Source organism: Gordonia sp. AC31 (assembly GCF_031844505.1).
GTDB lineage: Bacteria > Actinomycetota > Actinomycetes > Mycobacteriales > Mycobacteriaceae > Gordonia > Gordonia hongkongensis.
The window spans coordinates 108,637-133,786 of record NZ_JAUZVK010000004.1; the positions used below are offsets into that span (position 1 = coordinate 108,637).

Annotated in this window: 26 protein-coding genes; 24 read left to right on the forward strand and 2 right to left on the reverse strand. The window is 68.9% G+C overall.

Features of this window, described 5'->3' with window-relative positions; translation table 11 throughout:
* Nucleotides 1-150: 150 nt before the first annotated feature.
* A complete protein-coding gene (gene ectA / locus Q9R39_RS06425; protein ID WP_311277212.1) occupies nt 151-678 on the reverse strand; it encodes a diaminobutyrate acetyltransferase in 528 nt (175 codons plus the stop codon).
* A gap of 164 nt (nt 679-842) precedes the next feature.
* Between ectA and rsmD the strand changes: the two genes are divergently transcribed.
* The 6 genes from rsmD to mutM all read left to right on the forward strand — a co-directional run bounded on the left by rsmD (nt 843) and on the right by mutM (nt 5,276).
* Nucleotides 843-1,394, forward strand: coding sequence for a 16S rRNA (guanine(966)-N(2))-methyltransferase RsmD (rsmD, locus tag Q9R39_RS06430; RefSeq protein WP_068972575.1), 552 nt, complete (start codon nt 843-845; stop codon nt 1,392-1,394).
* 16 nt (nt 1,395-1,410) lie between these two features.
* Nucleotides 1,411-1,899 (forward strand): pantetheine-phosphate adenylyltransferase, encoded by a 489-nt coding sequence (gene coaD, locus Q9R39_RS06435; protein WP_068972574.1) that lies wholly within the window; start codon nt 1,411-1,413, stop codon nt 1,897-1,899.
* Between the two features lie 118 nt (nt 1,900-2,017).
* Nucleotides 2,018-2,887 carry a DivIVA domain-containing protein gene (locus tag Q9R39_RS06440; RefSeq protein WP_058250067.1) on the forward strand — a complete coding sequence of 290 codons (870 nt, stop codon included), beginning with the start codon at nt 2,018-2,020 and terminating at the stop codon, nt 2,885-2,887.
* A gap of 93 nt (nt 2,888-2,980) precedes the next feature.
* Nucleotides 2,981-3,613, forward strand: a complete 633-nt coding sequence (locus Q9R39_RS06445; protein ID WP_171011583.1) for a DUF177 domain-containing protein — start codon at nt 2,981-2,983, stop codon at nt 3,611-3,613.
* Nucleotides 3,606-4,331 carry a ribonuclease III gene (gene rnc, locus Q9R39_RS06450; RefSeq protein WP_065628999.1) on the forward strand — a complete coding sequence of 242 codons (726 nt, stop codon included), beginning with the start codon at nt 3,606-3,608 and terminating at the stop codon, nt 4,329-4,331. Before Q9R39_RS06445 ends, rnc begins: the two co-directional genes overlap by 8 nt.
* 33 nt (nt 4,332-4,364) lie before the next feature.
* Nucleotides 4,365-5,276 (forward strand): bifunctional DNA-formamidopyrimidine glycosylase/DNA-(apurinic or apyrimidinic site) lyase, encoded by a 912-nt coding sequence (gene mutM / locus Q9R39_RS06455; RefSeq protein WP_165630198.1) that lies wholly within the window; start codon nt 4,365-4,367, stop codon nt 5,274-5,276.
* Between the two features lie 36 nt (nt 5,277-5,312).
* On the opposite strand, the gene Q9R39_RS06460 is transcribed toward mutM, so the two are convergent.
* A complete protein-coding gene (locus Q9R39_RS06460; RefSeq protein WP_083229499.1) occupies nt 5,313-6,191 on the reverse strand; it encodes a hypothetical protein in 879 nt (292 codons plus the stop codon).
* 134 nt (nt 6,192-6,325) lie between these two features.
* Between Q9R39_RS06460 and Q9R39_RS06465 the strand changes: the two genes are divergently transcribed.
* The 18 genes from Q9R39_RS06465 to lepB all read left to right on the forward strand — a co-directional run bounded on the left by Q9R39_RS06465 (nt 6,326) and on the right by lepB (nt 25,146).
* On the forward strand, nt 6,326-6,784 hold the full coding sequence (locus Q9R39_RS06465) for an OsmC family protein (protein WP_058250071.1): 459 nt from the start codon (nt 6,326-6,328) through the stop codon (nt 6,782-6,784).
* A 4-nt stretch (nt 6,785-6,788) separates the two neighbouring features.
* A complete protein-coding gene (locus tag Q9R39_RS06470) occupies nt 6,789-7,079 on the forward strand; it encodes an acylphosphatase (RefSeq protein ID WP_137809334.1) in 291 nt (96 codons plus the stop codon).
* Between the two features lie 43 nt (nt 7,080-7,122).
* A complete protein-coding gene (gene smc, locus Q9R39_RS06475; protein ID WP_068972344.1) occupies nt 7,123-10,731 on the forward strand; it encodes a chromosome segregation protein SMC in 3,609 nt (1,202 codons plus the stop codon).
* Entirely contained in the window at nt 10,728-12,299 is a 1,572-nt protein-coding gene (ftsY, locus tag Q9R39_RS06480; protein WP_068972343.1) for a signal recognition particle-docking protein FtsY, read from the forward strand. The genes smc and ftsY overlap by 4 nt, the downstream gene beginning before the upstream one ends.
* Before the next feature lie 231 nt (nt 12,300-12,530).
* Nucleotides 12,531-13,883: an ammonium transporter gene (locus Q9R39_RS06485; protein ID WP_189340149.1), complete on the forward strand. Its 1,353-nt coding sequence runs from the start codon at nt 12,531-12,533 to the stop codon at nt 13,881-13,883.
* 50 nt (nt 13,884-13,933) lie between these two features.
* Complete coding sequence (locus Q9R39_RS06490) at nt 13,934-14,272, forward strand: P-II family nitrogen regulator (RefSeq protein ID WP_004572306.1); 339 nt, start codon at nt 13,934-13,936, stop codon at nt 14,270-14,272.
* Nucleotides 14,273-14,385: 113 nt separating this feature from the next.
* Nucleotides 14,386-16,926: a [protein-PII] uridylyltransferase gene (locus tag Q9R39_RS06495; protein WP_265964521.1), complete on the forward strand. Its 2,541-nt coding sequence runs from the start codon at nt 14,386-14,388 to the stop codon at nt 16,924-16,926.
* A gap of 37 nt (nt 16,927-16,963) precedes the next feature.
* Nucleotides 16,964-18,526, forward strand: coding sequence for a signal recognition particle protein (gene ffh / locus Q9R39_RS06500; RefSeq protein WP_311277213.1), 1,563 nt, complete (start codon nt 16,964-16,966; stop codon nt 18,524-18,526).
* 26 nt (nt 18,527-18,552) lie between these two features.
* Complete coding sequence (locus Q9R39_RS06505; RefSeq protein WP_065629085.1) at nt 18,553-19,623, forward strand: amidohydrolase family protein; 1,071 nt, start codon at nt 18,553-18,555, stop codon at nt 19,621-19,623.
* 457 nt (nt 19,624-20,080) lie between these two features.
* The gene (gene rpsP / locus Q9R39_RS06510) at nt 20,081-20,518 is read left to right on the forward strand and encodes a 30S ribosomal protein S16 (protein WP_058250078.1); all 438 of its coding nucleotides are present in this window, start codon (nt 20,081-20,083) and stop codon (nt 20,516-20,518) included.
* Nucleotides 20,515-20,757 carry an RNA-binding protein gene (locus Q9R39_RS06515; RefSeq protein ID WP_004572301.1) on the forward strand — a complete coding sequence of 81 codons (243 nt, stop codon included), beginning with the start codon at nt 20,515-20,517 and terminating at the stop codon, nt 20,755-20,757. The genes rpsP and Q9R39_RS06515 overlap by 4 nt, the downstream gene beginning before the upstream one ends.
* Before the next feature lie 26 nt (nt 20,758-20,783).
* Nucleotides 20,784-21,317 carry a ribosome maturation factor RimM gene (gene rimM, locus Q9R39_RS06520; RefSeq protein WP_065628991.1) on the forward strand — a complete coding sequence of 178 codons (534 nt, stop codon included), beginning with the start codon at nt 20,784-20,786 and terminating at the stop codon, nt 21,315-21,317.
* Entirely contained in the window at nt 21,317-22,036 is a 720-nt protein-coding gene (gene trmD / locus Q9R39_RS06525; protein WP_065628990.1) for a tRNA (guanosine(37)-N1)-methyltransferase TrmD, read from the forward strand. Before rimM ends, trmD begins: the two co-directional genes overlap by 1 nt.
* Nucleotides 22,037-22,077: 41 nt before the next feature.
* The gene (locus Q9R39_RS06530) at nt 22,078-22,422 is read left to right on the forward strand and encodes a YbaB/EbfC family nucleoid-associated protein (RefSeq protein ID WP_065628989.1); all 345 of its coding nucleotides are present in this window, start codon (nt 22,078-22,080) and stop codon (nt 22,420-22,422) included.
* Nucleotides 22,409-22,759 (forward strand): hypothetical protein, encoded by a 351-nt coding sequence (locus Q9R39_RS06535; protein WP_311277214.1) that lies wholly within the window; start codon nt 22,409-22,411, stop codon nt 22,757-22,759. Before Q9R39_RS06530 ends, Q9R39_RS06535 begins: the two co-directional genes overlap by 14 nt.
* On the forward strand, nt 22,756-23,730 hold the full coding sequence (locus tag Q9R39_RS06540) for a hypothetical protein (RefSeq protein ID WP_311277215.1): 975 nt from the start codon (nt 22,756-22,758) through the stop codon (nt 23,728-23,730). Before Q9R39_RS06535 ends, Q9R39_RS06540 begins: the two co-directional genes overlap by 4 nt.
* Nucleotides 23,731-23,925: 195 nt before the next feature.
* Entirely contained in the window at nt 23,926-24,267 is a 342-nt protein-coding gene (gene rplS, locus Q9R39_RS06545) for a 50S ribosomal protein L19 (RefSeq protein ID WP_004572295.1), read from the forward strand.
* Nucleotides 24,268-24,285: 18 nt separating this feature from the next.
* A complete protein-coding gene (gene lepB, locus Q9R39_RS06550; protein ID WP_211538777.1) occupies nt 24,286-25,146 on the forward strand; it encodes a signal peptidase I in 861 nt (286 codons plus the stop codon).
* Nucleotides 25,147-25,150 lie beyond the last annotated feature (4 nt).

Consider the following 25,150-nt stretch of genomic DNA (forward strand, 5'->3'; position numbering starts at 1 on the left):
CGGCTGAGCCCTACGGGCTGGGGTCGGCCTTTGGTCGGGATGTCATGCGGGACTACCGATTACGGGGTCGGCAGGATGGAAACCTAGCGCGCGTGCCGCATCTGAGGCGTCGGCCCTGTGGTCATGGCGACGACCGGGATCGCGCAGGACTCAGGGCTCGGGGATCTCCGGCTCGAGCATGTAGAGATCTTCCGGCTCGTGGGAGTCGGGGAATGCGTTCGCCGCGAACAGGTCTCGACGTTCGAAACGAAGTCCGCGGGCCTTGGCCACCGAGGCGAACAAGCGTTGGGACGGGACGTTGTCCGGGCTGATCGTCATGTGCATGGCGACCATGCCCTGACGGTTGACGCGGTCGAACAGCTCGTGCAGCATGGTCGCCGCGATGCCGTGTCCGCGCACCTCGTCGTCGACGGCGACCTGCCAGACCATCAGGGTGGAGGGGTCGCTCTGCCGCCGGTAGCCGGTGACGAAACCGACTGCGCGGCCATCGACTTCGGCGACGATCGAGGTGGTGGCGAAGTCGTGGCACCACAGCACGTAGGAGTAGCTCGAGTTGACGTCGAGAACCTGAGAGTCCGAAGCGATTTCCCAGAGGCGGATACCGTCGTCGACCGTGGGAACCCGGTAATCGACGGTGAGGGTTGTTGTCGGGGCCGTTCTTGTTTGGGAAGGGCTCATAACGCAAACGACGTTAACAATGCGTGTCGTAGAAGTCATGTACCTGCGGAAATTGGTCCGCGGAACGCCTACCTTGTCCCTGTTCAGACATACAATGTGAAGCGGGTCACAAAGACGTGAGTCCGGATTGGTTCGGGTGGCTTCCGGGATTGCAGAATGGCCTCATGACGAGGATCATCGCCGGCCGGCTGGGTGGGCGGCGACTGCGTGTTCCGGGCGAGGGTACCCGGCCCACTTCTGACCGGGTCCGCGAATCGGTGTTCAACATGTTGGCCGCCCGATCCGATCTGGACGGAGTCTGGGTCCTCGACCTGTACGCGGGATCGGGGGCGCTGGGTCTCGAGGCGATCTCGCGTGGTGCTGCAGGGGCGACGTTCGTCGACTCCGGGCGCCGGGCCGCGGTCACGATATCCGCCAACGTGCGGGCCTGTGGGGTGGCCCCGAACGCCACCGTACATACGCGCACGGTGTCGGCCTACCTCGCCGGCGCCGCGGAACGGCGGTTCGGCCTCGTCTTCTCCGATCCGCCGTACGACCTCCGGGCCGACCGGATCACCGCGGACCTGGAGCTACTGCGGTCACACCTGGACGACGACGCGCTGATCGTCGTCGAACGCTCGACGCGGTCCACCGGCGAGATCTGGCCATCCGAGTACGAGGTGGTCGTCGACAAGTCCTATGGCGACACCCGGGTGGAGATCGCCCGCCTGGTCTGACCGGTAAGTTCGGGCCATGACGACGGCAGTGTGTCCCGGTTCCTTCGATCCCTTCACCCTCGGTCACCGATACGTGGTGGAACGCGCTGCGGCGTGTTTCGACGAGGTCGTGATCACCGTGGTGGTCAACCCCAACAAGCGCGGCATGTTCGGTGTGGACGAGCGGATCGAACTCATCGAAGAGGACTGTGCGGACCTGGCGAATGTGCGGGTGGACCGGTGGGAGGGCCTGCTCGTCGATTACCTGCGGCAGGAGTCGATCCACACCATCATGAAGGGGCTGCGCTCCGCCGTCGACTTCGACTACGAGGTGCCGATGGCCCAGATGAACCGCGAGCTCGCCGATGTGGAGACGATCTTCCTGCTGACCGACCCACGATTCGCCCACGTCTCGAGCTCGCTGGTGAAGGAGGTGGCGAAGTTGGGTGGAGACGTGACGCCATTCTTGTCCGCACATGTCCACAAGAGCCTGATGAGCCGGTTGTCCGGCGAGCGCTCGGCCTGACCCACCGGTCGGGCGCGACACACCCCACGCGCTTCACGAGTCACAAGCGCAACATTCGGCACAATAGTCACAGAATCACCAACTGTTGCAACCAGGCAAGCGCCGGATTGGGGTGGCTGTGTACCGGGTATTTGAGGCTCTCGACGAGCTGGTCGCGATCGTCGAAGAGGCGCGGAGTGTGCCGATGACCGCCGGGTGCGTCGTGCCGCGCGGCGACGTGCTGGAACTCCTCGACGACATCAAGGACTCCATCCCCGGCGAGCTCGACGACGCGCAGGACGTCCTCGACCAGCGTGACACGCTGATCGGTGATGCCCGCGAGCACGCCGAGACGACGGTGTCCAAGGCGGATTCGGAGTCCGAGGCGGTGCTCGCGCACGCTCGCGCCGAGGCCGACCGGATCCTCTCCGAGGCGAAGGCGCAGGCCGACCGTATGGTCGACGAGGCGAGCGCGCACTCGGGCTCGCTGGTGGAGGACGCCGCCGAGGAGGCACACCGTCTGCAGACCAGCGCGGCGCGCGAGTTCGAGGCCGTCACCGGCCGGGCGCGGGCCGAGGCGCAGCGCACCATCGACGCCGCCAACAACTCCTACGACAAGTCGGTGGCCGACGGTATCGCCGAGCAGCAGCGCCTCGTCTCCGAGACCGAGGTCGTCGGCGCGGCGAAGTCCGAGGCCGAGCGGATCATCGACGCCGCCCACGCCGAGGCCGACCGCCTGCGCGGTGACTGTGACGTCTACGTGGACGAGAAGCTCGCGCAATTCGAGGAGATCCTGACCGGCACGCTGCGATCGGTGAACCGGGGTCGGCACCAGCTACGGACCGGCGCCGGCATGCACGACTATGTCGAGTACCCCCGTGGTGTCGACGAGTCCGGGCGTGGCGACGGTGCGCGTTCGCGCGAGTCCCGTGGCGACGATCCCCGCTCGCGCGAGACCTCGGCCCGCCACACCTACGACCGCGACCACGGTTCGCCGCTCGCGGTGTGACACGCTCGTCGACCCGGCTGTCCACACGCCGCCGGCGTCGGTCGATCATTCCCGGGTGCGAGCGTATGGTGGGCGTTTGTGGCTGATCATGCTGTGACATCAGAGCCGTCGCACGGTCCCGGTTCTACTCCCAGGCGCGAGCCCTTCGTGCTGGATGTGCGTTCGATGGGACGCCGCCCGGGCACGATGTCGGAGGTGCACCGTACTGTCCGGACACCCGAACGGCTGGGCGTCGAGATGGTCGGGATCCCAGCGGATTCCGATGTCGACCTCGACCTCCGTCTGGAGGCGGTGTCCGAGGGAATCCTGGTGACCGGGACGGTGTGCGGTGAAACCGTCGGTCAGTGCTCGCGCTGCCTCGAGCCGATCGACGGCACGGTGACGGTCTTCCTCACCGAGTTGTTCGCCTACCCGGACAGCGCGACCGAGCAGACCACCGACGCCGACGACATCCATCGCATCGCCGACGACCGTATCGACCTCGAACAGTCGATCATCGACGCCGTGGCACTCGAACTGCCGATGTCGCCCCTCTGTTCGTCGGACTGCGAGGGTCTGTGCCAGACCTGCGGGGTGCGTCTGGCCATCGCCGAACCGGGTCACTCCCACGAGGTCATCGACCCGCGCTGGGCCGGACTCGCCGACAAGTTCGCCGACCTCGGGAAGGACGATTCGCCGACGGACGGTGCCGCAAACGACCCCGACCCGGAACGACATCGTGACTGAGGCCGTGCGTGCGGACGGTCCGCGTGCGGCCCTGCTCGACGCGCTGGACACCGACATTCCCGACGACCTGCTGACGCTGGCACTGACCCATCGTTCCTACGCGTATGAACACGGCGGTCTGCCGACCAACGAGCGCCTGGAGTTCCTCGGGGACTCGGTGCTCGGTGTCGTCATCACCCAGCGTCTCTACCTGCGTTATCCCGATCGACCCGAGGGCGAGCTGGCGAAGATCCGGGCCAGCGTCGTCAACATGCATGCGCTCGCCGACGTCGCGCGTGGTCTCGGGGACGAGGGCGGTCTGGGCAAGTACCTGTTCCTCGGCCGCGGCGAGGAGATGACCGGCGGGCGCGACAAGGACTCGATCCTGGCCGATGGTCTGGAGTCGCTGTTCGGCGCGGTCTTCCTCAGTCACGGACTCGAGACCTCGCAGCGCGTCATCCTGCGTCTGTTCGACGAGCGCCTCGAACGTGCCGGCAACCTCGGCGCAGGGCTGGACTGGAAGACGTCGCTGCAGGAGTTGAGTTCGGAGCGCGGGTTCGGTCCGCCGCAGTATCAGATCAGCGCGACCGGTCCCGACCACAACAAGGAGTTCACCGCGACCGCGCTGGTCGCCGGCGAGAGCCTCGGCGAGGGTGTCGGCCGGACCAAGAAGGAAGCGGAGCAGCAGGCCGCCGCACACGCCTGGAAAGTGCTGACCGAGCGCGCGTCGGCGTCGTGAACCCTTCTGTCAGCCGGCTTTTCGCGATCTGCGATGCCTGAACTCCCCGAGGTCGAGACCGTCCGCATCGGTCTCGAGACCCATCTCGTCGGTCGGGTGGTGGCCTCGACCGAGGTCCTTCATCCGCGCGCGGTCCGTCGTCACGCCGGCGGTGAGCCGGATCTGATCGGTCGGCTCGCCGGCAAGCGGGTGACCGGCGTCCGGCGCCGCGGCAAGTACCTGTGGATCGATGTCGCCGACTCCGCCGACCGTGCGGCGCTCGTCGTCCACCTCGGGATGAGTGGCCAGATGCTGATCGCCCGGACCGGAACTCCCGATCACACGCACCTGCGGATCCGCGCGGTCCTCGACGACGAGAACGAACTCCGCTTCGTCGATCAGCGGACCTTCGGGGGTTGGCATCTCGACGACTACACACCCGATGTGTATGCGCCCTCGGGGAGTACGGACACGACCGACCCGTCGCCCGCCGACATCCCGGTCTCGGTGGCGCACATCGCAACCGATCCGTTCGACCCGGCCTTCGATCCCGTCCGCGTGGTGGATCGCATGCGCGCCAAACACTCCGAGATCAAACGGGTCCTGCTGGATCAGACGGTGATCTCCGGCGTCGGCAACATCTACGCCGACGAAGCGCTGTGGCGCGCACGTCTGCACGGCTCGCGGATCGCCGAGACGATCAGTCGCAAGAAACTGCGCGAACTCATCGATGCCGTCACCGACGTGATGGCGGATGCGCTGAAGGTCGGCGGTACCTCGTTCGACGCGCTCTACGTGAACGTCAACGGACAGTCCGGCTACTTCGAGCGGTCCCTGAACGCCTACGGACGGGCGGGGGAGCCGTGTCGTCGGTGCGGCGCGATCATGCGCCGCGAGCAGTTCATGAACCGTGGCTCGTTCTCGTGTCCGCGATGCCAGCGGGCGTCGAAGGCGAACCCGGGCTGACCGTCCGGTATCCGCGGCGGTGCTGCATCGGGAGTATCAGGCCTGGCGTTCGAGGCGGTAGTGCAGGCGAAGCGCCCGGAATCGTCCGACCTTCAACTCATGATCGGTGCGGAGTACGCCTTCCTCGTCGACGTATACCCGGAACGACTCCGCCAGTGTCGGCTGCGCCGAATACCACTGATCGCCGAACAGGACCGACACGTAGGCGCCGTCCGCCCCGAATCGTCGAGAGCGGGATGTCAAGGTGAGCGCCCCGTCGGCCTCGGCGCGTGGAGCAAGGAAAACGTGGATGTTGCCGAGTTCCAGGGGAAACGCGACGGCGACGTGCGGCTGCGGTTGTCCTGGAAGCGAAGCCGATCGATAGAACCCGCTGTACACAGGGGAATTGTCCAGGCGGAGCCGTCGCAGCCACGCCGCGCCCACTCTGTGTCCTGAGTGGTCGGTGACGACCCGGATCTCGCTGGACATGCCACGGCTGACAGATAGCGGTTCGGTCGGCAGAGCGAGTTGTTCGACGCGCCGCCCGAACAACGCTGCGACCGCCATCCCGCCGGGTGCGAACAGCGGGTTCCACTGCGACCAGACCTCCATCCGCCACGATCCGGTCCGTTCGTAGAAGTCTCGCACCGCGGGGTGCAGCGCTGATGCCCGGAAGTCCGGTCCGTCGAGCACTGCCATGTCTTCGAACAGGCCGGCGGTCGGCGACGGCGGCGCGACCGCACCCTGCTTCTCGTACTGGCGCAGCCAGGCGTCGCCGACCTCGTGCCGGCCATTGTGCGGCGCGCCCAGGAATGCGAACTCAGGCGTCGACATGTCGACCCGCCGGCCGACCGCTCGCCACCACCGACGGCTCAACGGATCCAGCACGTGCATCGTCGGTCGGTGGGTCCTCGTGACTGCGGTTCTGCGACGCATGCGGAAGACCCTAGCCACCAGGCAGACTCACCTCGGCAGACATGCGCCGGGAACAATCGACGTGCCGGGGCTCTTACTATTGGTCGCGATGCCGGCGGCGCCGGCCGACAACATCTTGAGAGGACCCGTCTTCGATGACCACCGAAGCAACTGCCCCCGCGTCCGGGGTTCCCGCCGACCAGGCCCACACCGATCTGTGGGTCGAGCGAACCGGCACGCGCCGGTACACCGGTCGCAGCTCGCGCGGCGCGGAGGTGCTGATAGGCTCGCAGGACGTCGAGGGCGTCTTCACCCCGGGTGAACTTCTCAAGATCGCGCTGGCCGCCTGCACCGGCATGTCGTCGGACCGGCCGCTGGCGCGACGCCTCGGTGACGACTACGACGCGACGATCCGCGTCAGCGGCGACGCCGACCGCGAGAACGAGGTGTACCCGCGCATCGAGGAGATCCTCGAGATCGACCTGTCCGAACTCGAGCCCGACGCCGCGGCCCGGTTGCTCGTCGTCGTCGAACGCGCCATCGACGCGGTGTGCACGGTCGGGCGCACGGTGAAGGCCGGCGCCGAGGTGGATCTGCGGATCGAGACGGAGTGACCGCATGAGCGAGGACGGCACCGACCGCGTCCGGCTCACCGCGCACGTCCACGGGCACGTGCAGGGCGTGGGCTTCCGCTGGTGGACCAGAGCGCGTGCTCTCGAACTCGGGCTCGTCGGCTACGCGTCGAACCAGGCCGACGGCCGGGTGCTGGTCGTTGCCGAGGGGCCACGGGACAAGGCCCTCGCCCTGCTCGACGCGCTCCGGTCGGGAACCACGCCCGGACGGGTGGACCTGGTGGTCGAGCGTGTGGATGAACCGCGCGGGGACCTCGACGGCTTCGTCGAACGGTGAGGAGAGCCGAAACACGTCGCGATGGTGAGTAGTCTGTACCGTCGTGCACCTCAAAAGCCTGACCCTGAAGGGCTTCAAGTCGTTCGCCTCGGCGACGACCCTGCGCTTCGAGCCGGGTATCACGTGCGTCGTCGGCCCCAACGGCTCCGGTAAGTCGAACGTCGTCGACGCCCTGACCTGGGTGATGGGCGAGCAGGGCGCCAAAGCACTGCGCGGCGGGAAGATGCAGGACGTCATCTTCGCCGGCACCTCGGGCCGTCCTCCGCTGGGCCGCGCCGAGGTCACCCTCACCATCGACAACGCCGACGGTGCGCTGCCGATCGAGTACTCCGAGGTGTCCATCACGCGCCGGATGTTCCGCGACGGCGCCGGCGAGTACGAGATCAACGGCAGTTCCTGTCGCCTGATGGACGTGCAGGAGCTGCTGTCGGACTCCGGTATCGGTCGCGAGATGCACGTGATCGTCGGCCAGGGACGGTTGTCGGCGATCCTCGAGTCCCGGCCCGAGGACCGCCGCGCGTTCATCGAAGAGGCGGCCGGGGTCCTCAAACACCGCAAGCGCAAGGAAAAAGCGGTCCGCAAGCTCGACGCGATGCAGGCCAACCTGGCGCGTCTGAACGATCTGACGGCCGAACTCCGTCGTCAGCTCAAACCGCTGGGACGCCAGGCCGAGGTCGCCCGCCGGGCCCAGACCGTCCAGGCCGATCTCCGCGACGCACGGTTGCGTCTGGCCGCCGACGACCTCGTCACCCGCCGCGCCGAGATGGCCGAACACGCCGCCGTCGAGGACGAGGTCCGGCGTCGGCAGGACGAGGTGGCCGCCGAACTCGACCGTGCGAACGCGGAAGTGACCGAACACGAACAGCATCTCGCCGAGATCACGCCCGCCGCGGCCGCGGCCAACCGCGCCTGGTTCCGGTTGTCGGCGCTCGCCGAGCGCGTCGACGCGACCCGCCGGGTGGCCGCCGAACGCAGCCGGTACCTCAGCGAGCCGTCGAGCGAGGCGTCCGGGCCCGACCCGGAGGAGCTCGACGAGCAGGCCCTCGAGGCCGCCGAACTCGAAGCCGAGCTGACCGAGGGTGTCGAGATCGCCGCCGAACAGCTCGAGAGCGCCCGCGAGGTGCTTGGCGAACGCGAGTCGATTGCGGAGGCCGCGGAGGCGGCTCACCTCGCGGCTGTCCGCGCCATCGCCGACCGTCGCGAGGGTCTGGCGCGCCTCGAAGGGCAGGTGGACAACCTGCGGACGCGTTCGGAGTCGGTCGACGCCGAGGCGCAACGCCTCACCGCGGCCATCTCGGCCGCCACCGAACGCGCCGAAGTCGCAGTCACGCAACAGGATTCGGCGGCAAGCGAGCTGGCACAGCTGGAAGCCGCCGAACAGGCGCTCGACGAACACCACGAACGATGCGTGGCCGCGCTGAACCTGTCCAACGAGCGCGTGGCCACCTTGCAGGCCGCACACCGCGACGCCGAGCACGCCATCGCCTCCTTGTCGGCCCGGGTGGACGCACTCGCCATGGGACTCGAGCGGGGCGACGGCGGCGCATGGCTCCTGGAGAACGCGCCCGACGGCCTGCTCGGACCGATGTCGGAGCTGGTCACGGTCGAAGCGGGTTTCGAGACGGCCATCGCCGGGGCGCTCGGACCCGCCGTGGACGGCATCGTCACCGTGGACGGGATCGCCGCGGTGCGGGCGTTGGCGGCCCTGAAGTCGGGCGACGGGGGACGGGCCGCGCTGATCTGCGGCGGACTCACCGGCCCGGACCGATCGACCGACGTGGCGCTGCCCGACGGGGCGAGGTGGGCGGCCTCGGTGGTCGACACCCGGCCGGAGATCCGCGGTGCGATCGACACCGTCCTGGCCGACACCGTCATCGTCGACGACCCCGCGCAGGGGCTCGAACTCGCCCGCCGTCTTGGGGTGCGCGCGGTGACGCCCGCCGGCGACCGCATCTCGGCGGCGTCGGTCGAGGGCGGTTCGTCACGCCGCCCCTCCACGCTGGAGGTCCAGTCGGCGATCGATGCGGCGACCGCCGAACTCGCCTCGACCCGCAGGCGCGTCGAAGAACTCGAGGCGGCGCTCGCCGGTGCGCTCACCGAGCAGCACGATCGGCGGGAGGCGGCCGAGGAGGCGCTCGCGGCGCTGCACGAGTCCGACGCCGGCGTCGGCGCCGCTTATGAGCAGATGGCCCGGCTGGGCCAGGAGATCAGAGCCTCGCGTGCCGAGGCCGACAAGCTGACCCGACAGCGGAATCTGCTCGAGAAGGGTCGCGAGGAAACCCTCGAGAACCTGCAGGAACTCACCGAGCGATTGCGTCTCGCCCGCGATGAGTCCGAGGTGGGGACCGAGATGTCCGCCGACGACACCGACCGCGCGAACGCCGCGACCGCCGTCGGCGTGGCACGCAGCGCCGAGATGGAGGCGCGCCTGACCTTGCGGACAGCCGAGGAACGCCTGGCATCCGTCCGGGGCAAGGCGGACTCGCTGCGGCGGGCCGCACAGCGCGAGCGCGAGGCACGCGAGCGGGCTCGTCGGCAGGACGAGATCCGACGCCAGGCCGCGGGCGTGGCGGCAGCCGTCGAACGCGCCGGTGCACAGGTCAGTGAGCGTCTCGCCGCGGCGGTGGCCTCGGCGCAGGCCGGGCGCGACGAACTCGAGGAGATCCGGACCGCCCGCACCGCGACCCTCGACGCGCTCCGGGTCCGGGCGGGCGAACTGACGACCACCCTCAATTCGCTGCGCGACACCGTCCACCGCGACGAGGTGGCGCGGGCCCAGGTCGCGCTGCGGATCGAACAGCTCGAAGAGCAGGTCCTCGAGACCTTCGCGATGGCGCCCGACGATCTGATCGCCGAATACGGTCCCGACGTGCCGATGCCCCCGTCGGCGCTGGAGATGGCCGAGTACGAGCAGGCCCGGGAACGCGGCGAGCAGGTCGTCGCACCGGCCCCGATGCCCTACAACCGGGCGACGCAGGAGGCCCGCGCCAAGAAGGCACAGAAGGATCTCAACACGCTCGGCAAGGTGAACCCGCTGGCGCTCGAGGAGTTCGCCGCTCTCGAAGAGCGATACAACTTCCTGTCGTCGCAGCTCGAGGACGTCAAGGCGGCCCGCAAGGACCTCCTCGACGTCGTGGAAGAGGTCGACGCCCGGATTCTGCAGGTGTTCACCGAGGCGTACGCCGACGTGGAACGCGAGTTCGGCCAGGTCTTCCAGACCTTGTTCCCCGGCGGCGAGGGCCGGCTCGTCCTGACCGAACCCGGCGACATGCTCACGACGGGCATCGAGGTCGAGGCGCGTCCGCCCGGTAAGAAGGTCAAGAGGCTCTCGCTGCTCTCGGGCGGGGAGAAGTCGCTGACCGCGGTCGCGATGCTGGTGGCGATCTTCCGCGCCCGCCCGTCGCCGTTCTACGTCATGGACGAGGTCGAGGCCGCGCTCGACGACACCAACCTGCGGCGACTGATCACGTTGTTCGCCCAATTGCGGGAGAAGTCGCAGCTCATCGTCATCACCCACCAGAAGCCCACGATGGAGGTCGCGGATGCGCTTTACGGAGTCAGCATGCGCGGCGACGGCATCACGACGGTCATCTCGCAACGCATGCGCGGAGTGAACATGCCCGTCGGTCAACAGGAGGACACCAGCCAGTGAACACCGGAATCATCATCGGCATCGTCGTTGCGGTGCTCGTCGTGATCGCGCTGATCGTGCTGGGGCTGGTGCTGTCGCGCCGCCGGCGCATCTCGCTGACCGACGAGCGGCAACCGGAGATCGTCGACGGGACGACCCGCCAGGTCGACCGGTCCGGGGGCTACCAGGCCGGATCGGGGTTCAGCTTCAGTCGCGGGGAGGCCGCGGGTGACACCGCCCTCGCGGAACCGCCGCGACGGAGGCCGGAACCCCCGGCTCCGGAGTCTGCGACGCCGGCACCCGAGGTGATCCGGCCGCCCGGAGAGCGCACCGATGTCGACGGTCAGCCGGGCGTCGGTGACGACTCCGCGGTGCCGCGGGATTCGATCCGGCGCGGCGTCACCGAGGTGTCGCTGCCCGAGCCGGACACCACCGAACCCGAGACCGCAGAACCTGCCACCGCCCGCCCCGAAACCGTCGAGCCCGAGACGGCGAAGCCGGACGTGGCCGAGCCCGCGTCCGCCACAGCCGCAACCGCCGCACCCGAGGTCACCGAACCCGAACCGGCCACCGCCGAGCCGGCAACGACCGAGCCGGCAACGACCGAGCCCGGGACCCGGGTACCCGACGATGTCGCGGAGGCGACCACCGCGCCGCCGCTGGACGAGATCGCGCCGACGGCGGGCCGGATCGGTCGGCTGCGCGGCCGGCTGTCCCGGTCACAGGGCGCGATCGGCAAGGGTGTGCTGGGCCTGCTGGGCGCCGGCGATCTCGACGAGGACAGCTGGGAGGAGATCGAGGACACGCTGGTGATGGCCGATCTCGGTGCGTCCACGACGGCCACCGTCGTCGAGACCCTGCGCACCGAGCTCGCGGCCAACCCGGTCCGCACCGCGGGTGAGGCCCGGGCGTTGCTCAAGCGGGTCCTGGTCGAGCAGCTCGACCCGACGCTCGACCGGTCGATCCGGGCGCTGCCACACGCGGGCCGTCCCGCCGTCGTCCTAGTCGTCGGCGTCAACGGCACCGGCAAGACCACCACGACCGGCAAGCTGGCACGCGTCCTGGTCGCCGACGGGCGTCGTGTCCTGCTCGGCGCGGCGGACACGTTCCGCGCGGCCGCCGCCGACCAGCTGCAGACGTGGGGCGAGCGGGTCGGCGCCGAGATCGTGCGCGGCAAGGAACAGGCCGATCCCGCCGCCGTCGCATTCGACGCCGTCGACCGGGGCATCGAGAGCGGCGTCGACGTGGTCATGATCGACACCGCCGGCCGGCTGCACACCAAGACCGGCCTGATGGACGAGCTGGGCAAGGTCAAGCGCGTCGTGGAGAAGAAGGCGCCGGTCGACGAGGTACTGCTGGTGCTCGACGCGACCGTCGGACAGAACGGCCTGATGCAGGCCCGGGTGTTCGCCGAGGTCGTCAACATCACCGGCGTGGTGCTGACCAAGCTGGACGGCACCGCCAAGGGCGGCATCGTGTTCCACGTCCAGAAGGAACTCGGCGTGCCGGTCAAGCTCGTCGGACTGGGGGAGGGCGCGGACGACCTCGCGCCCTTCGAACCGGACGCATTCGTCGACGCCCTCCTCTGACGCCGGCGGACGCTGCCGTGAAGTCGGGATCTGTGATCGGAAATGTCGGGTCAGACATCGGCCGCGGAGTCTGAGAGACAGCTCAGAGCCGAACTGGGATGTTACATGGGCGAAATACAAACCGCCCAGGGGGTTACGCGCCCGAAACGTCAGGGCACCACGGCCGAAACCGACTGCCGACAATCTCTTTGGAGGCGCCGAGCCGTCGGCGCATCCTGAGGAGGTTTCGTAGTGGAGTTGGCTCAGTTGCCAAACGAATCGTTTGGCCCGATCGACACGGGTAACACGGCATTCATGCTCGTGTCGGCCGCGCTCGTGTTGCTGATGACCCCAGGCCTCGCGTTCTTCTACGGGGGGTTGGCGCGAGGCAAGTCCGTCCTGAACATGATGATGATGTCCTTCGGAGCACTCGCGTCGATCAGCGTCGTGTACGTGCTGTGGGGCTTCTCGATGTCGTTCAGCGACGGGATCACCGGCAGCAGCGACATCGGCGGCATCTTCGCGAACCCGTTCGCGCTCTTCGGGTCCGACCAGCTGATGAGCACCATCGGCGAGGGCGACACCGAGATGTACGTCACCGGCGGCCTGACCATCCCGGCGATCGTCTTCATGGGGTTCCAGCTGACCTTCGCGGTCATCACCGTCGCCCTCATCAGCGGTGCACTCGCCGAACGCGTCAAGTTCTCCACCTGGATGGTCTTCACCGTCCTGTGGGCGACGATCGTGTACTTCCCGCTGTCCCACATGGTCTGGGGCGGGCTCGTCGGTGGCGGCGGCCTCCTCGGCGGCGGTGAGGACGGTCTGGCGGCCAAGATGTTCGGGACCGACGAGGAAGGTGCGGCCAACGTCGCGCCGATCGACTTCGCCGGCGGCACGGTCGTGCACATCAACGCCGGTATCGCGGCGCTGGTCCTGGTCCTCATCATCGGCAAGCGCGTCGGCTTCGGCCGCACCGCCTACCGTCCGCACAACATCCCGTTCGTGATGCTGGGCGCAGCACTCCTCTGGTTCGGCTGGTTCGGGTTCAACGTCGGCTCCGAGCTGGGCGCCGACCTGCTCGCCGGTCAGGTGTGGGTCAACACCACCGCTGCCACCGCCGCGGCGATCCTCGGCTGGCTCGCGGTGGAACTCATCCGCGACAAGCACGCCACCAGCGTCGGCGCCGCCTCGGGTGTGGTCGCCGGTCTGGTCGCCATCACCCCCGCGTGTGGTTCGCTGACCCCGGTCGGCTCGCTCATCCTCGGTGTCATCGCGGGTGCTCTCGCCGCCGTCGCGATCGGCCTGAAGAACAAGTTCGGCTACGACGACTCGCTCGACGTCGTCGGTGTCCACCTCGTCGCCGGCCTCTGGGGCACGGTGGCCATCGGCCTGATCGGCGAGGACGTGGGCCTTTTCTGGGGCGGAGATTACAAGCAGCTGGTGGTCCAGGTCGTGATCGCCTTGTTCGCCCTCGTGTTCACCGGTGTTCTCACCGCGATCATCGCCCTGGTGCTCAAGCCGCTGGGTTGGCGCGTCAGCGACGAGGACGAGAAGAGCGGCATCGACGAGGCAGAACACGCCGAGACGGCCTATGAGCTGGCATGACGCTCGAAGCCATTCGCTACTACGCTGAATCCTGTGGAGAGGGATAACTAATGAAGCTGATCACTGCAATCGTCAAGCCGTTCACGCTCGAGGATGTCAAAGCCGGGTTGGAGCAGGCCGGCATCCTGGGCATGACCGTGAGTGAGGTCCAGGGCTACGGCCGCCAGAAGGGTCACACCGAGGTCTATCGCGGCGCCGAGTACTCGGTCGACTTCGTACCCAAGGTCCGCGTCGAGGTCGTGGTGGACGACGCCGCCGTGGACAAGGTCGTCGACGTGATCGTCGAGGCCGCCCGGACCGGCAAGATCGGTGACGGCAAGGTCTGGGTCTCGCCGGTCGAGTCCGTGGTTCGCGTCCGAACCGGCGAGCGCGGTGGCGACGCACTGTAGCGAGCCCGCCGAGGCGTCGACGAAATCCCGGTGAACGGCCCCGTGCCCGACGACCAGTCGGGCGCGGGGCCGTCGGAGTTCCACACCTCTTGTTCCCTTCTCTCCCACACACTTTGGAGGCAGTCGTAAGCGCCGCAGACCTGGCCAAGACCCGACGGCAACTCACCGAATCCGGCCGATCGGGAAAACTCGACGCACCGGCACTGCGCCAGGTGCTCGTCGACCTGCACGAATTCTGGCTGACCAGCAAGGGCGCCGAACTCGGCATCAAGCCGCACAGCGGGTTCGCGATCGTCGCCGTGGGCGGACTCGGTCGCGGTGAGATGCTCCCGTATTCCGACCTCGATCTGATCCTGCTGCACGACGACGTGCCCGCTGAGCGGGTGTCCGAGGTCGCCGACGGACTCTGGTACCCGTTGTGGGACGCCAACATCCCGCTCGACCACAGTGTGCGGACGGTGCCGCAGGCGCTGCAGGTCGCCGGCGACGACGTCACCGCGGCCCTCGGCCTCCTCGAGGCGCGCCACATAGCCGGCGACGAGGATCTGTCCACGTTGCTGATCGGCGGGGTCCGCCAGCAGTGGCGCAACGACATCCGCAATCGGTTCCCCGAGGTGGTCACGCACGCGCAGGACCGCTGGCGGCGCGCCGGCGACATCGCACATCGCGCCGAACCCGACCTCAAGAGCGGCCGGGGAGGTCTGCGTGACGTCCAGCTCCTGGGGGCGCTGGCGATCGCCCAGCTCACCAGCGGGATGGCGAGCTTACGACCCGATTCGCCCGGTGCCGGACCGCAGGTCGCCTACACGCGGCTCCTCGACATCCGTACCGAACTGCACCGCATCGCCGGGCGTCCCCGCGAGCACGTGCAGGCCCAGGACGCCGACGAGATCGGGGCGGCCCTCCGGATCGGGGACCGGTTCGATCTCGCCCGCGTCATCAGCGACTCGGCCCGCACCATCAGCTACTCCATCGACGCCGGCCTGCGGACCGCGGGCAACGCCCTGCCGCGTCGCGGTCTGGCCAAGCTGCGGCGTTCGCCGCTGCGCCGCCCGCTCGACGAGGGCGTCGTCGAGCACAGCGGGGAGATCGTGTTGGCGCGCAACGCGATTCCGAGCAAAGACCCGGGACTCATCCTGCGGGTGGCCGCCGCGTCGGCCCGAACCGGCCTGCCGATCAGCGCGTCGACGCTGAGCCGGCTGGCCGATTACGCGCCGGAACTGCGTGAGCCGTGGCCGGCCGAGGCGCTCAGCGACTTGCTGGTCCTGCTCAGTTCGGGACATCACATGGTCGACCCGATCGAGGCACTCGACCGTACCGGCCTGTGGGGCCGGCTCCTGCCGGAATGGGGTGCGGTGCGCGACCTCCCGCCGCGCGATGCCATCCACACCTGGACCGTCGACCGGCATCTCGTGGAGACCGCGGCGTACGCGAGTGCGATGACCACCCGGGTGTCCCGGCCCGACCTGCTCGTCCTCGGTGCGTTGATCCACGACCTCGGCAAGGGCCGGGGTGCCGACCACAGCATCGTCGGCGCCGATCTGGCGGTTCAGGTCGGCAACCGGTTCGGGCTCTGGCCGCAGGATGTGGCGATCCTCTCCGACATGGTGCGGCACCACCTCCTGCTGCCGCAGGTCGCCACCCGCCGGGACCTCGACGACCCGGCCACCGCCGAGTCGGTCGCCGACACCCTGGGACACAACCGGGTGCTGTTGGAACTGCTTGCCGCACTTGCCGAAGCGGATTCGCTGGCCACCGGCCCGGGGGTGTGGGGGGAGTGGAAGGCCTCGCTCATCCACGACCTCGTCCGCCGGTCGATGCGACTCATCGACGGCGAAGAGCCGAGCGCGCCCGAGCCGCTGACGGCCGAGGACCTGGCCACGGCGGCGGAAGGGGACTACGCGGTCCGGCTCGTCCGGGCCGACGGGCAACACACGTACCGCGTCACCATGGTGGCGCCTGATCAACCCGGCCTGCTGTCGAAGATGGCCGGGGTCCTCGCCCTGGGCGGGTTGCGGTCCCACTCGGCGTGTGCCCAGAGCGCCGACGGGAAGGCGATCAACTCGTTCCTTGTCGTCCCGATGTTCGGCAGTCCGCCCGATGCCGGCCTGTTGCGCCAGCAGCTGATCGCGGCCGTCGACGGCAAGATCGATGTCCTCGCGCGGCTCGACGCGCGCGAGCGGGACTCGCCGATTCCGACGATCGGCACCGTCACCACGATTCCCGGCACCGTGGTGACCATCGGCGCCAGCGCCGGGAGCACCGATCCCGAGGTCGACGGGGCCGGGCATCCGAAGAACGCGGTACCCGCGCTCTTCGCCGTGGCGCCACCGCGGGTGACGTGGCTGGACGCCCCGGTGGGTGAGGCGGTGCTGGAGGTCCGCTCGGACGACAGGATCGGCCTGCTCAGCCGGGTCAGTGCGGTCCTGGAACGCCACGGCGCCGACATCCGGTGGGCCAAGGTGGCGACCCTGGGCGCCACCGGGGTCGACATCTTCGGCCTGCGGCTGGCGACCGACACCGAGGACGCACGGGCAAAGCTGGCCGAGGCCGTCGTCGCGGTCTGCCCGCCGCCGCAGCCGGCGCGCGAGGAGGACGGTGACGGACCGCAGTCCTATGGCGGAACGGGACGGTCCGGAGTGCCGATCTCCTAGATGTTCCGTCCCGGGACCCGCATGGAAGGATGGGACCATGTTCGATTCCCTCTCCGACCGGTTGACCGGTGCCCTGAAGGATCTGCGTGGCAAGGGGCGGCTGTCCGACGCCGACATCGACCGCACCTGTCGCGAGATCCGGCTCGCCCTGCTCGAGGCGGACGTCTCGCTCGCGGTGGTCCGGTCCTTCATCGCCCGGATCAAGGAGCGCGCCAAGGGTGCCGAGGTCTCCGCGGCACTCAACCCGGCGCAGACGGTCGTCAAGATCGTCAACGAGGAACTCATCGGAATCCTCGGCGGGGAGACCCGGCGGGTGCGGTTCGCCAAGAACCCCCCGACCGTCATCATGTTGGCCGGCCTCCAGGGTGCCGGTAAGACGACACTTGCCGGAAAGCTGGGCAACTGGCTCAAGCAGCAGGGTCATACGCCGCTGCTCGTCGCCTGTGACCTGCAGCGTCCGGGCGCGGTCTCCCAGCTGCAGATCGTCGGCGAGCGCGCCGGCGTGCCGGTCTTCGCGCCGCATCCGGGCACGAGCGTCGGCGGCGAGGGTGTGCTCGGTGTGACCTCGGGCGATCCGGTCTCGGTCGCGCAGGCCGGTGTCGACGAGGCGCGGAGCAAGCACTACGACGTGGTGGTCATCGACACCGCCGGCCGGCTCGGCATCGACGCCGAACTGATGAAGCAGGCCTCCGACATCCGCAACGCCACCTCGCCCGACGAGGTGCTGTTCGTCGTCGACGCGATGATCGGTCAGGACGCCGTCACCACCGCCGAGGCCTTCCAGGAGGGTGTGGGCTTCACCGGCGTCGTGCTGACCAAGCTCGACGGCGATGCGCGCGGCGGTGCGGCGTTGTCGGTACGCGAGGTGACCGGCCAACCGATCATGTTCGCGTCCTCGGGCGAGAAGCTCGAGGACTTCGACGTCTTCCATCCCGACCGCATGGCCAGCCGCATCCTCGGCATGGGCGACGTGTTGTCGCTCATCGAGCAGGCCGAACAGCACTGGGATGCGCAGCAGGCCGAGGCCGCGGCCGCCAAGATCACCCAGGGCGAGCTGACCCTCGAGGACTTCCTCGAGCAGATGCTGATGATCCGCAAGATGGGTCCCATCGGCAACATCCTGGGGATGCTGCCCGGCGCCGGCCAGATGAAGGACGTGCTGTCGCAGGTCGACGACAAGCAGCTCGACCGCGTGCAGGCGATCATCCGCGGCATGACCCCCGCCGAGCGCGACAACCCGAAGATCATCAACGCCTCTCGCCGCATCCGGATCGCCAACGGGTCGGGTGTGACCGTCAGCGAGGTCAACCAGCTCGTCGACCGGTTCTTCGAGGCCCGCAAGATGATGGCGCAGATGTCGGGTCGCATGGGCATGGGCGCGATGAACCGCAAGTCCAACCGCAAGGGCAAGAAGGGCAAGAAGGGCAAGAGCCGCGGCCCCACCCCGCCGAAGGCGGCGCGCGGCGGCTTCCCTGGTATGCCCGGAGGCATGCCGGCCGGGTTCCCGGACCTGTCGAACATGCCGGCCAGTCTCGATCAGCTGCCCCCGGGTCTCGAGGGCATCGACGTGTCGCAGTTCCAGCAGCCCAAGAAGAAATGACGGTGGGTGGCCCGGAACAGGGTGCAATGGCCCGCCACTACCGGGGCACCGATCCGCTCACGTCCGAACCGGTCGAGTTCTGGGTGTCCGACGACACCATCAGCCTCACCGCGGTTCCCGACGCCGAGACGGCCGTCGACGGCGGCTGGATCCTGCCGGGCCTCGTCGATGCCCACAACCACGTGGGGATCGCGCCGGGCCTCGGGGTCGACATCGAGCAGGCCCGTGGCTACGCCTACGCCGACGCGCGCACCGGCACCCTGCTGATCCGCGAGGTCGGGTCGCCGCTCGACACCCACCCGCTCGACGACGATCCGGCGTGCCCACGGTTGATCCGCTCCGGCAAACACATCGCCCGGCCCAAGCGGTACCTGCGCGACTACGGCGTCGACCTCGACGATCCGGACGAACTGGCGGCCGAGGTGGCTCGGCAGGCGCAGGCAGGCGACGGCTGGGTGAAGATCGTCGGGGACTGGATCGATCGCGAGGTCGGGGACCTGGCCCCGCTGTGGACCCGCGCGCAGATCGAGTCGGCGGTGGCGGTGGCCCACGAGCACGGCGCGCGAATCACCGCCCATGTCTTCGGAACCGATGCTCTCGTCGACCTGATCGGGGCCGGTGTCGATTGCATCGAGCACGGCACCGGGCTGACTCCCGATCTCGTCGACCAGCTCGTCGACCGCTCGATCGCGTTGGTGCCCACAATGATCCAGGTCGAGAACTTTCCCGGGATCGCCGACGGCGCCGAACGCTTCCCGACCTACGCCGCCCACATGCGCGCCCTGCATGCGGGCGCCCCGGCGGTGTTCGCCGCCGCGCGTGAGGCCGGCGTCGCGATCTTCGCCGGGACCGACGCGGGCGGATTCGTCGAGCACGGACGCATCGTCGACGAGATCGAGGCGCTCTCGGACGTGGGCCTGGGCCCGGCGGGTGCGATCGCGGCGGCGTCGACGAATGCGCGCGCCTGGCTGGGCGCCGACCTCCTGGAGGACGGGCACCGCGCCGACTTCGTCGTGTACGCGGACAACCCGTGCGACGACCTGGGCACGTTGCGACACCCGGTAGCAGTGGTCTCGTCTGGTCGCCACCTCGTGTGAGCAAAGCCACACGGTAGTGGCTGGTTGCCTTCCTTACCGCCGCGTAACGTAGCAACGGCGTTGCAACGGTTCGGCCAGGACGAACCGGATCAGTCCACCTCGGATCCGCGGCCCGGATCCGAGAGCGCGGGCCCGTCGGAGCCGGGGGTCGAGGGAGGCTCCGGCGGTGTCGCGCATCAGGACGCGGATGAGCCGACACCGACAGAGTGACGGAAGTGACGTTCGGCATGTGGTCGTCCTCGCGGGGTGGGTGACCACATGCCGGTCCATCGGCTGTTCCCTGTGCAGGCCGATCACCGGATTCGGTACTCACCGCCCGGTCTGGCACAATGATTCGCTGGTTCGTCGGATCCGGTCACGGCCGCCCGACGGTCACACCACTACAGACGCAAAACCGGGTCCGCCACTCCGGGCGGATTGCTGAATTGCGCAGTGACCACACGAAAGAGAAGTAGACATGGCTGTCAAGATCAAGCTCACGCGGCTCGGCAAGATCCGCAACCCGCAGTACCGCATCGTTGTCGCCGACGCCCGCACCCGCCGCAACGGCCGGGTCATCGAGACCATCGGCAAGTACCACCCCAAGGAAGAGCCCTCGCTGATCGAGGTCGACTCCGAGCGCGCGCAGTACTGGCTGGGAGTCGGTGCGCAGCCGACCGAGCCCGTGGCCGCGATCCTCAAGGTGACCGGTGACTGGCAGAAGTTCAAGGGCCTGCCGGGCGCCGAGGGCACCCTGAAGACCGCCGAGCCCAAGCCGTCGAAGCTCGACCTGTTCAACGCCGCGCTCGCCGCCGCCGACAACGAGCCGGTCGCCGCCGCGACCACCCCCAAGAAGAAGGCCGCCAAGAAGGACGACGAGGCTGCCGAGGCTCCCGCCGCCGAGGGTGACGCGTGAGCGCAGTCGTCGCCGACGCGGTCGAGCACCTGGTCCGCGGAATCGTCTCCAACCCCGATGACGTCCGGGTCGACCTCGTCACCGGCCGTCGCGGCCGGCTCGTCGAGGTCCACGTGAACCCCGACGACCTCGGCAAGGTGATCGGTCGCAACGGTCGTACCGCCACCGCGCTGCGCACCCTGGTCTCCGGGATCGGCGGCCGCGGGATGCGTGTCGACATCGTCGACACCGACCGCTGACCGAGAACCCGAACACCGAGCGCATCGTGGATCTCGTCGTAGGCCGTGTGGTCAAGTCACACGGAATCCGTGGTGAGGTCGTCGTGGACGTCCGCACCGACGAGCCCGAGATGCGTTTCGCCCCGAACTCGGTGCTGCGTGGCCGTCTGCCGCGCGGTGCCGGGGAACGGGATTTCACCGTCACAGCCGCCCGGGATCATTCCGGGCGGCTGTTGGTGTCCCTGGCCGGCATCGCGGACCGGGATTCCGCCGACGCCCTGCGCGGCACCCTGTTCCTCATCGACAGTTCGCAGGTGGAGCCCTCCGACGACCCGGACGAATTCTACGACCACGAACTCGAGGGCGTGCCCGTGCAGCTCACCGACGGCTCCGCGGTCGGCGTCGTCGAATCGGTCCTGCATCTGCCCGGCGGCGAGTTGCTGTCGGTACGCACCACCGACGACCGTGAGGTGCTCGTGCCGTTCGTGCGCGAGATCGTGCCGAGTGTCGGTCGCGAGCTGATCGTGATCGACCCCCCGGAGGGGCTGCTGGATCCGGATTCGCTCGACGAGGCGCCGTGATGCGCCTCGACGTCGTGTCGATCTTCCCCGAGTACCTCGATCCGCTCCGAGTTGCCTTGCTGGGCAAGGCGATCGACGCCGGACGGATCACCGTGGCGGTCCACGACCTACGCAACTGGACGCACGACGTCCATCGCAGCGTGGACGACTCGCCGTACGGCGGCGGGCCCGGCATGGTGATGAAACCCGACGTCTGGGGGCCGTGCCTGGACGAGGTGTGCCCCGACGACGCGCTGCTGATCGTGCCGACCCCTGCCGGTGTGCCGTTCACCCAGGAGACCGCGCGTCGCTGGAGCACCGAGCAGCATCTGGTGTTCGCCTGCGGCCGGTATGAGGGTATCGACCAGCGTGTCTTCGACGACGCGGCCCGACGGGTGCGCGTCGAAGAGGTCTCCCTCGGCGACTTCGTCCTCATCGGGGGAGAGGTCGCGGTCATGGCCATGATCGAGGCGACCGTCCGGCTGCTCGACGGCGTACTCGGCAATCCCCGCTCGCATCAAGAGGATTCGTTCTCCGACGGGCTGCTCGAAGGTCCGAGTTACACGCGGCCGGTGTCCTGGCGCGGTCTGGACGTCCCGCCCGTACTCCTCAGCGGCGACCACGCGAAGGTGGCACGCTGGCGTACCGAACAGGCCCTCGAACGGACGCGCGCGCGCCGGCCTGATCTCCTCCCGGACCCTGTGGACTCCTCCGCGGACCATCCGGGCGATACCGACTAGGATTCGGCAGAGGTTCGACTCGGACGGGGGTCCAGCAGACGATGCAGGGGTATTCGGCCATGGTCGAGGAACTCGACAGGCAGCGCACCGAACTCGAACGGGTCCGGAAGTCGTTGTCGCAGCTGACCTCCCGGGCGACCAGTCACGACCGGCTCGTCGCGGTGACGGTCGACGCGCGCGGCCGTGCGGTGGACATCACGATCGAACCCTCCGCAATGCGTCGATACCGCGCGGATCAACTGTCCGCCCTGCTGACCACGCTGATCGCCGAGGCGGACACCGCGCTGCGCACCAGATCCGCCGACATCCTCTCCGGCGCACCGGATCTGCCGATCGACTACGCCGACGCCCGCCTCGACAGTGTGGTCGCCGATGACCGACCCTGACCTCTCGCCGGCGGCCCACGCCGGTCCCCGGGTCGCCGCCGACCCCGGTGCCGCCGCCGTCGTGGCGACGCGACTGCAGGCAGCGGCGGCGGAACTCACGGCGATACAGACCGAGCTCGCCGCCCTGCTCATCGACGTCGACATGGCAGTAGGCACCGGGAAATCGGTGGGTGCGTTCCGAGTGGGGTTCTCGCCGGCGGCCGCGGCGTCGACGGATCGTCTGCACGACGTCGAGAACCGTCTCGGACAACACCGCCGCGCCCTCGTCGCCGGCATCGACGACCTCCTCGACCGAGATGCCGAGGCCTCGGCGCGTATCGGCCGGGCCGACGCATGACGGCGCGTGGCGAGGCCGAGCGGATCGCCGAGGAACTGGCCCCGGGGGTGTGGCCGACCGCCGACGCGGCGGCACTGAGCGACTCGGCCCAGCGCGTGCGGGCACTCGCCGAGAGGGTGGCCGGCCTCGCCGAGGCGGTGGCGTCGGTGACCGACTCGTACGCGACGGGGGACTCGACCGCGGGCGGGTTCCACGATGCCGTCGTCGACGGGCTCGGACAGATCGCCGGTGCCGATCTGCCCGGAGCGGCGGAACGGCTGCGCGCGCTCGGGACGTCGCTGGACGCGTATGCCCGGACGGTGATCGACACGCAGCAGCAGATGTCGGTGGTCGCACTGATCGCCGACCGCGATATCCGGCGTGGCGAGGTGAACGCCGCGATCGGTGACGACACGTGGCGGGTCGAGGCCGCGAGCACCGGCCGGATGGCCCTCACCGCGGCGGGGGACGATCACACCGAACGGTCGGGTGAGGCCGGGCAGAGCGCCGCTGCACCCGCGGCGACGAGCGGGATGATGCCGATGATGCCGCTCGGGGCACTGGGTGCGGCGGGTGCGATGGCCGCCGGTCTCGGGGGTCTGGCCGGCGCGCGGGCTCGCGCCGACCGCGACGGGATCGGCGCGAACGACCTGACCTGGTTGCGGGGGCGAGCCGAGCGACTCCAGACCACGGTTCCGGCATCGATCGCCGGTTGGTTCCGGACCGCAGTGGGTGTCGGGACCGGTCCGCGGGGAGCCCGGGTGGTCGTCGTCGGGACCAACGACCCGCAGCCCTATCAGCGGGCGGGGGTGGAACTCGCCGACGACGAGGCACTCACCGCCAACGGCCGGGCGCCCGAACTCGCGATCCTCGACCACATGGTGCATGCCGGTGTGACGCCGAGAGCGATCGCCGCGGCGACGCCGATGGAGCCCGCCACCATCTCGGCATTGCAGGCCGACGACGTCGTGATCGTGGCGCCACGAATGTAGCGGCTCCGCGATTTCGTCGGCCCGGGGTGTCTCTGGCACAATAGTCGGGTTGCCTGCCGACGATGCCCCGTGTCCGGGGCTGTCTCTCCGAGACCGCCGGCTGCGACGCCAACGACTCGGAGCACGAACCGGTCGAGCCCACGGGCCGCCAGGTTCCTCTGCTCAACGTTCTCCGCCAGACAAGGACCACGACACATGAACACGCTCGACTTCCTCGACAAGCAGTCCCTCCGCGACGACGTGCCGGACTTCGGCCCCGGTGACACCCTCGACGTCCACGTCAAGGTCATCGAGGGCAGCAAGGAGCGCGTGCAGGTGTTCAAGGGCGTCGTCATCCGTCGTCAGGGCGGCGGCGTGCGTGAGACCTTCACCGTCCGCAAGGTGTCCTTCGGCGTCGGCGTCGAGCGCACCTTCCCGGTGCACAGCCCGAACATCGCCAAGATCGACGTCCTCACCCGCGGTGACGTCCGTCGCGCCAAGCTCTACTACCTGCGCGATCTGCGCGGCAAGGCAGCCAAGATCAAGGAAAAGCGCTGACGCGTCTAACCTGACGAGGTGGCCGACACACAGCGACCCCACGATGCCCCCGACGACGACCGCGCCGACGACGCCAAGCGTCCGTGGAGGTTGAAGACCGACCCGGCCGAACCCGATGCCGACGAGCGCGGCAAGCGCAAGTCCGGCTCGGGTTCGCTCCTGCGCGAAGTCGTCATCATCGTGGGGTGCGTCCTTCTCCTCACGTGGGTGCTGCAGACCTTCATCGGTCGGCAGTACGTCATCCCGTCGGAGTCGATGGAGTCCACCCTCATCGGCTGCGACGGCTGCACCAACGACCGCATCGTGATCGACAAGCTCACGTACCGGTTCGGTGATCCGCAACCCGGCGACGTCGTCGTCTTCAAGGGCCCGTCGGAATCGTGGAACGGCGCCTGGGTGTCGCCCCGATCGACGAACCCGGTGATGCACAAGGCGCAGGATGCGCTGTCGTGGTTCGGGTTCGCGCCGCCGGACGAGAACAACCTCGTGAAGCGGGTCATCGCGACCGGCGGTCAGACGGTGGAATGTCGCAACGACGAGGGCGTCGGTGTGAAGGTCAACGGTCGCCCGCTGCGCGAGCCCTACATCGACATGAAGCTCCAGGAGGAGACGGTCGCGTCGTTCGGGCCCGGTGTCGCCGGGCCGGGTGACCAGGTACCTCCGTGTCTCGGGCCGGACTTCGGTCCGATCACCGTGCCCGAGGGCAACGTGTGGGTCATGGGTGACAATCGACTGAACTCGCAGGACTCGCGCTACCACGTCGAGGACCAGTACCAGGGCACCGTCCCGGTCAGCGATATCCGCGGCAAGGTCCGGTTCATCATCTACCCCTTCTCGCGGATCGGTGGTGTCGGTTCGTTCAATCCGCAGCAGGGGTGAGACA

Excerpts from the sequence above, each read along its gene's own strand:
- ectA (WP_311277212.1), bottom strand. The coding sequence starts at position 678 with ATGAGCCCTTCCCAAACAAGAACGGCCCCGACAACAACCCTCACCGTC.
- rsmD (WP_068972575.1), top strand. The coding sequence starts at position 843 with ATGACGAGGATCATCGCCGGCCGGCTGGGTGGGCGGCGACTGCGTGTT.
- coaD (WP_068972574.1), top strand. The coding sequence starts at position 1,411 with ATGACGACGGCAGTGTGTCCCGGTTCCTTCGATCCCTTCACCCTCGGT.
- mutM (WP_165630198.1), top strand. The coding sequence starts at position 4,365 with ATGCCTGAACTCCCCGAGGTCGAGACCGTCCGCATCGGTCTCGAGACC.
- Q9R39_RS06460 (WP_083229499.1), bottom strand. The coding sequence starts at position 6,191 with ATGCGTCGCAGAACCGCAGTCACGAGGACCCACCGACCGACGATGCAC.
- Q9R39_RS06465 (WP_058250071.1), top strand. The coding sequence starts at position 6,326 with ATGACCACCGAAGCAACTGCCCCCGCGTCCGGGGTTCCCGCCGACCAG.
- Q9R39_RS06470 (WP_137809334.1), top strand. The coding sequence starts at position 6,789 with ATGAGCGAGGACGGCACCGACCGCGTCCGGCTCACCGCGCACGTCCAC.
- Q9R39_RS06490 (WP_004572306.1), top strand. The coding sequence starts at position 13,934 with ATGAAGCTGATCACTGCAATCGTCAAGCCGTTCACGCTCGAGGATGTC.
- ffh (WP_311277213.1), top strand. The coding sequence starts at position 16,964 with ATGTTCGATTCCCTCTCCGACCGGTTGACCGGTGCCCTGAAGGATCTG.
- Q9R39_RS06505 (WP_065629085.1), top strand. The coding sequence starts at position 18,553 with ATGGCCCGCCACTACCGGGGCACCGATCCGCTCACGTCCGAACCGGTC.
- rpsP (WP_058250078.1), top strand. The coding sequence starts at position 20,081 with ATGGCTGTCAAGATCAAGCTCACGCGGCTCGGCAAGATCCGCAACCCG.
- trmD (WP_065628990.1), top strand. The coding sequence starts at position 21,317 with ATGCGCCTCGACGTCGTGTCGATCTTCCCCGAGTACCTCGATCCGCTC.
- Q9R39_RS06530 (WP_065628989.1), top strand. The coding sequence starts at position 22,078 with ATGCAGGGGTATTCGGCCATGGTCGAGGAACTCGACAGGCAGCGCACC.
- Q9R39_RS06535 (WP_311277214.1), top strand. The coding sequence starts at position 22,409 with ATGACCGACCCTGACCTCTCGCCGGCGGCCCACGCCGGTCCCCGGGTC.
- Q9R39_RS06540 (WP_311277215.1), top strand. The coding sequence starts at position 22,756 with ATGACGGCGCGTGGCGAGGCCGAGCGGATCGCCGAGGAACTGGCCCCG.
- rplS (WP_004572295.1), top strand. The coding sequence starts at position 23,926 with ATGAACACGCTCGACTTCCTCGACAAGCAGTCCCTCCGCGACGACGTG.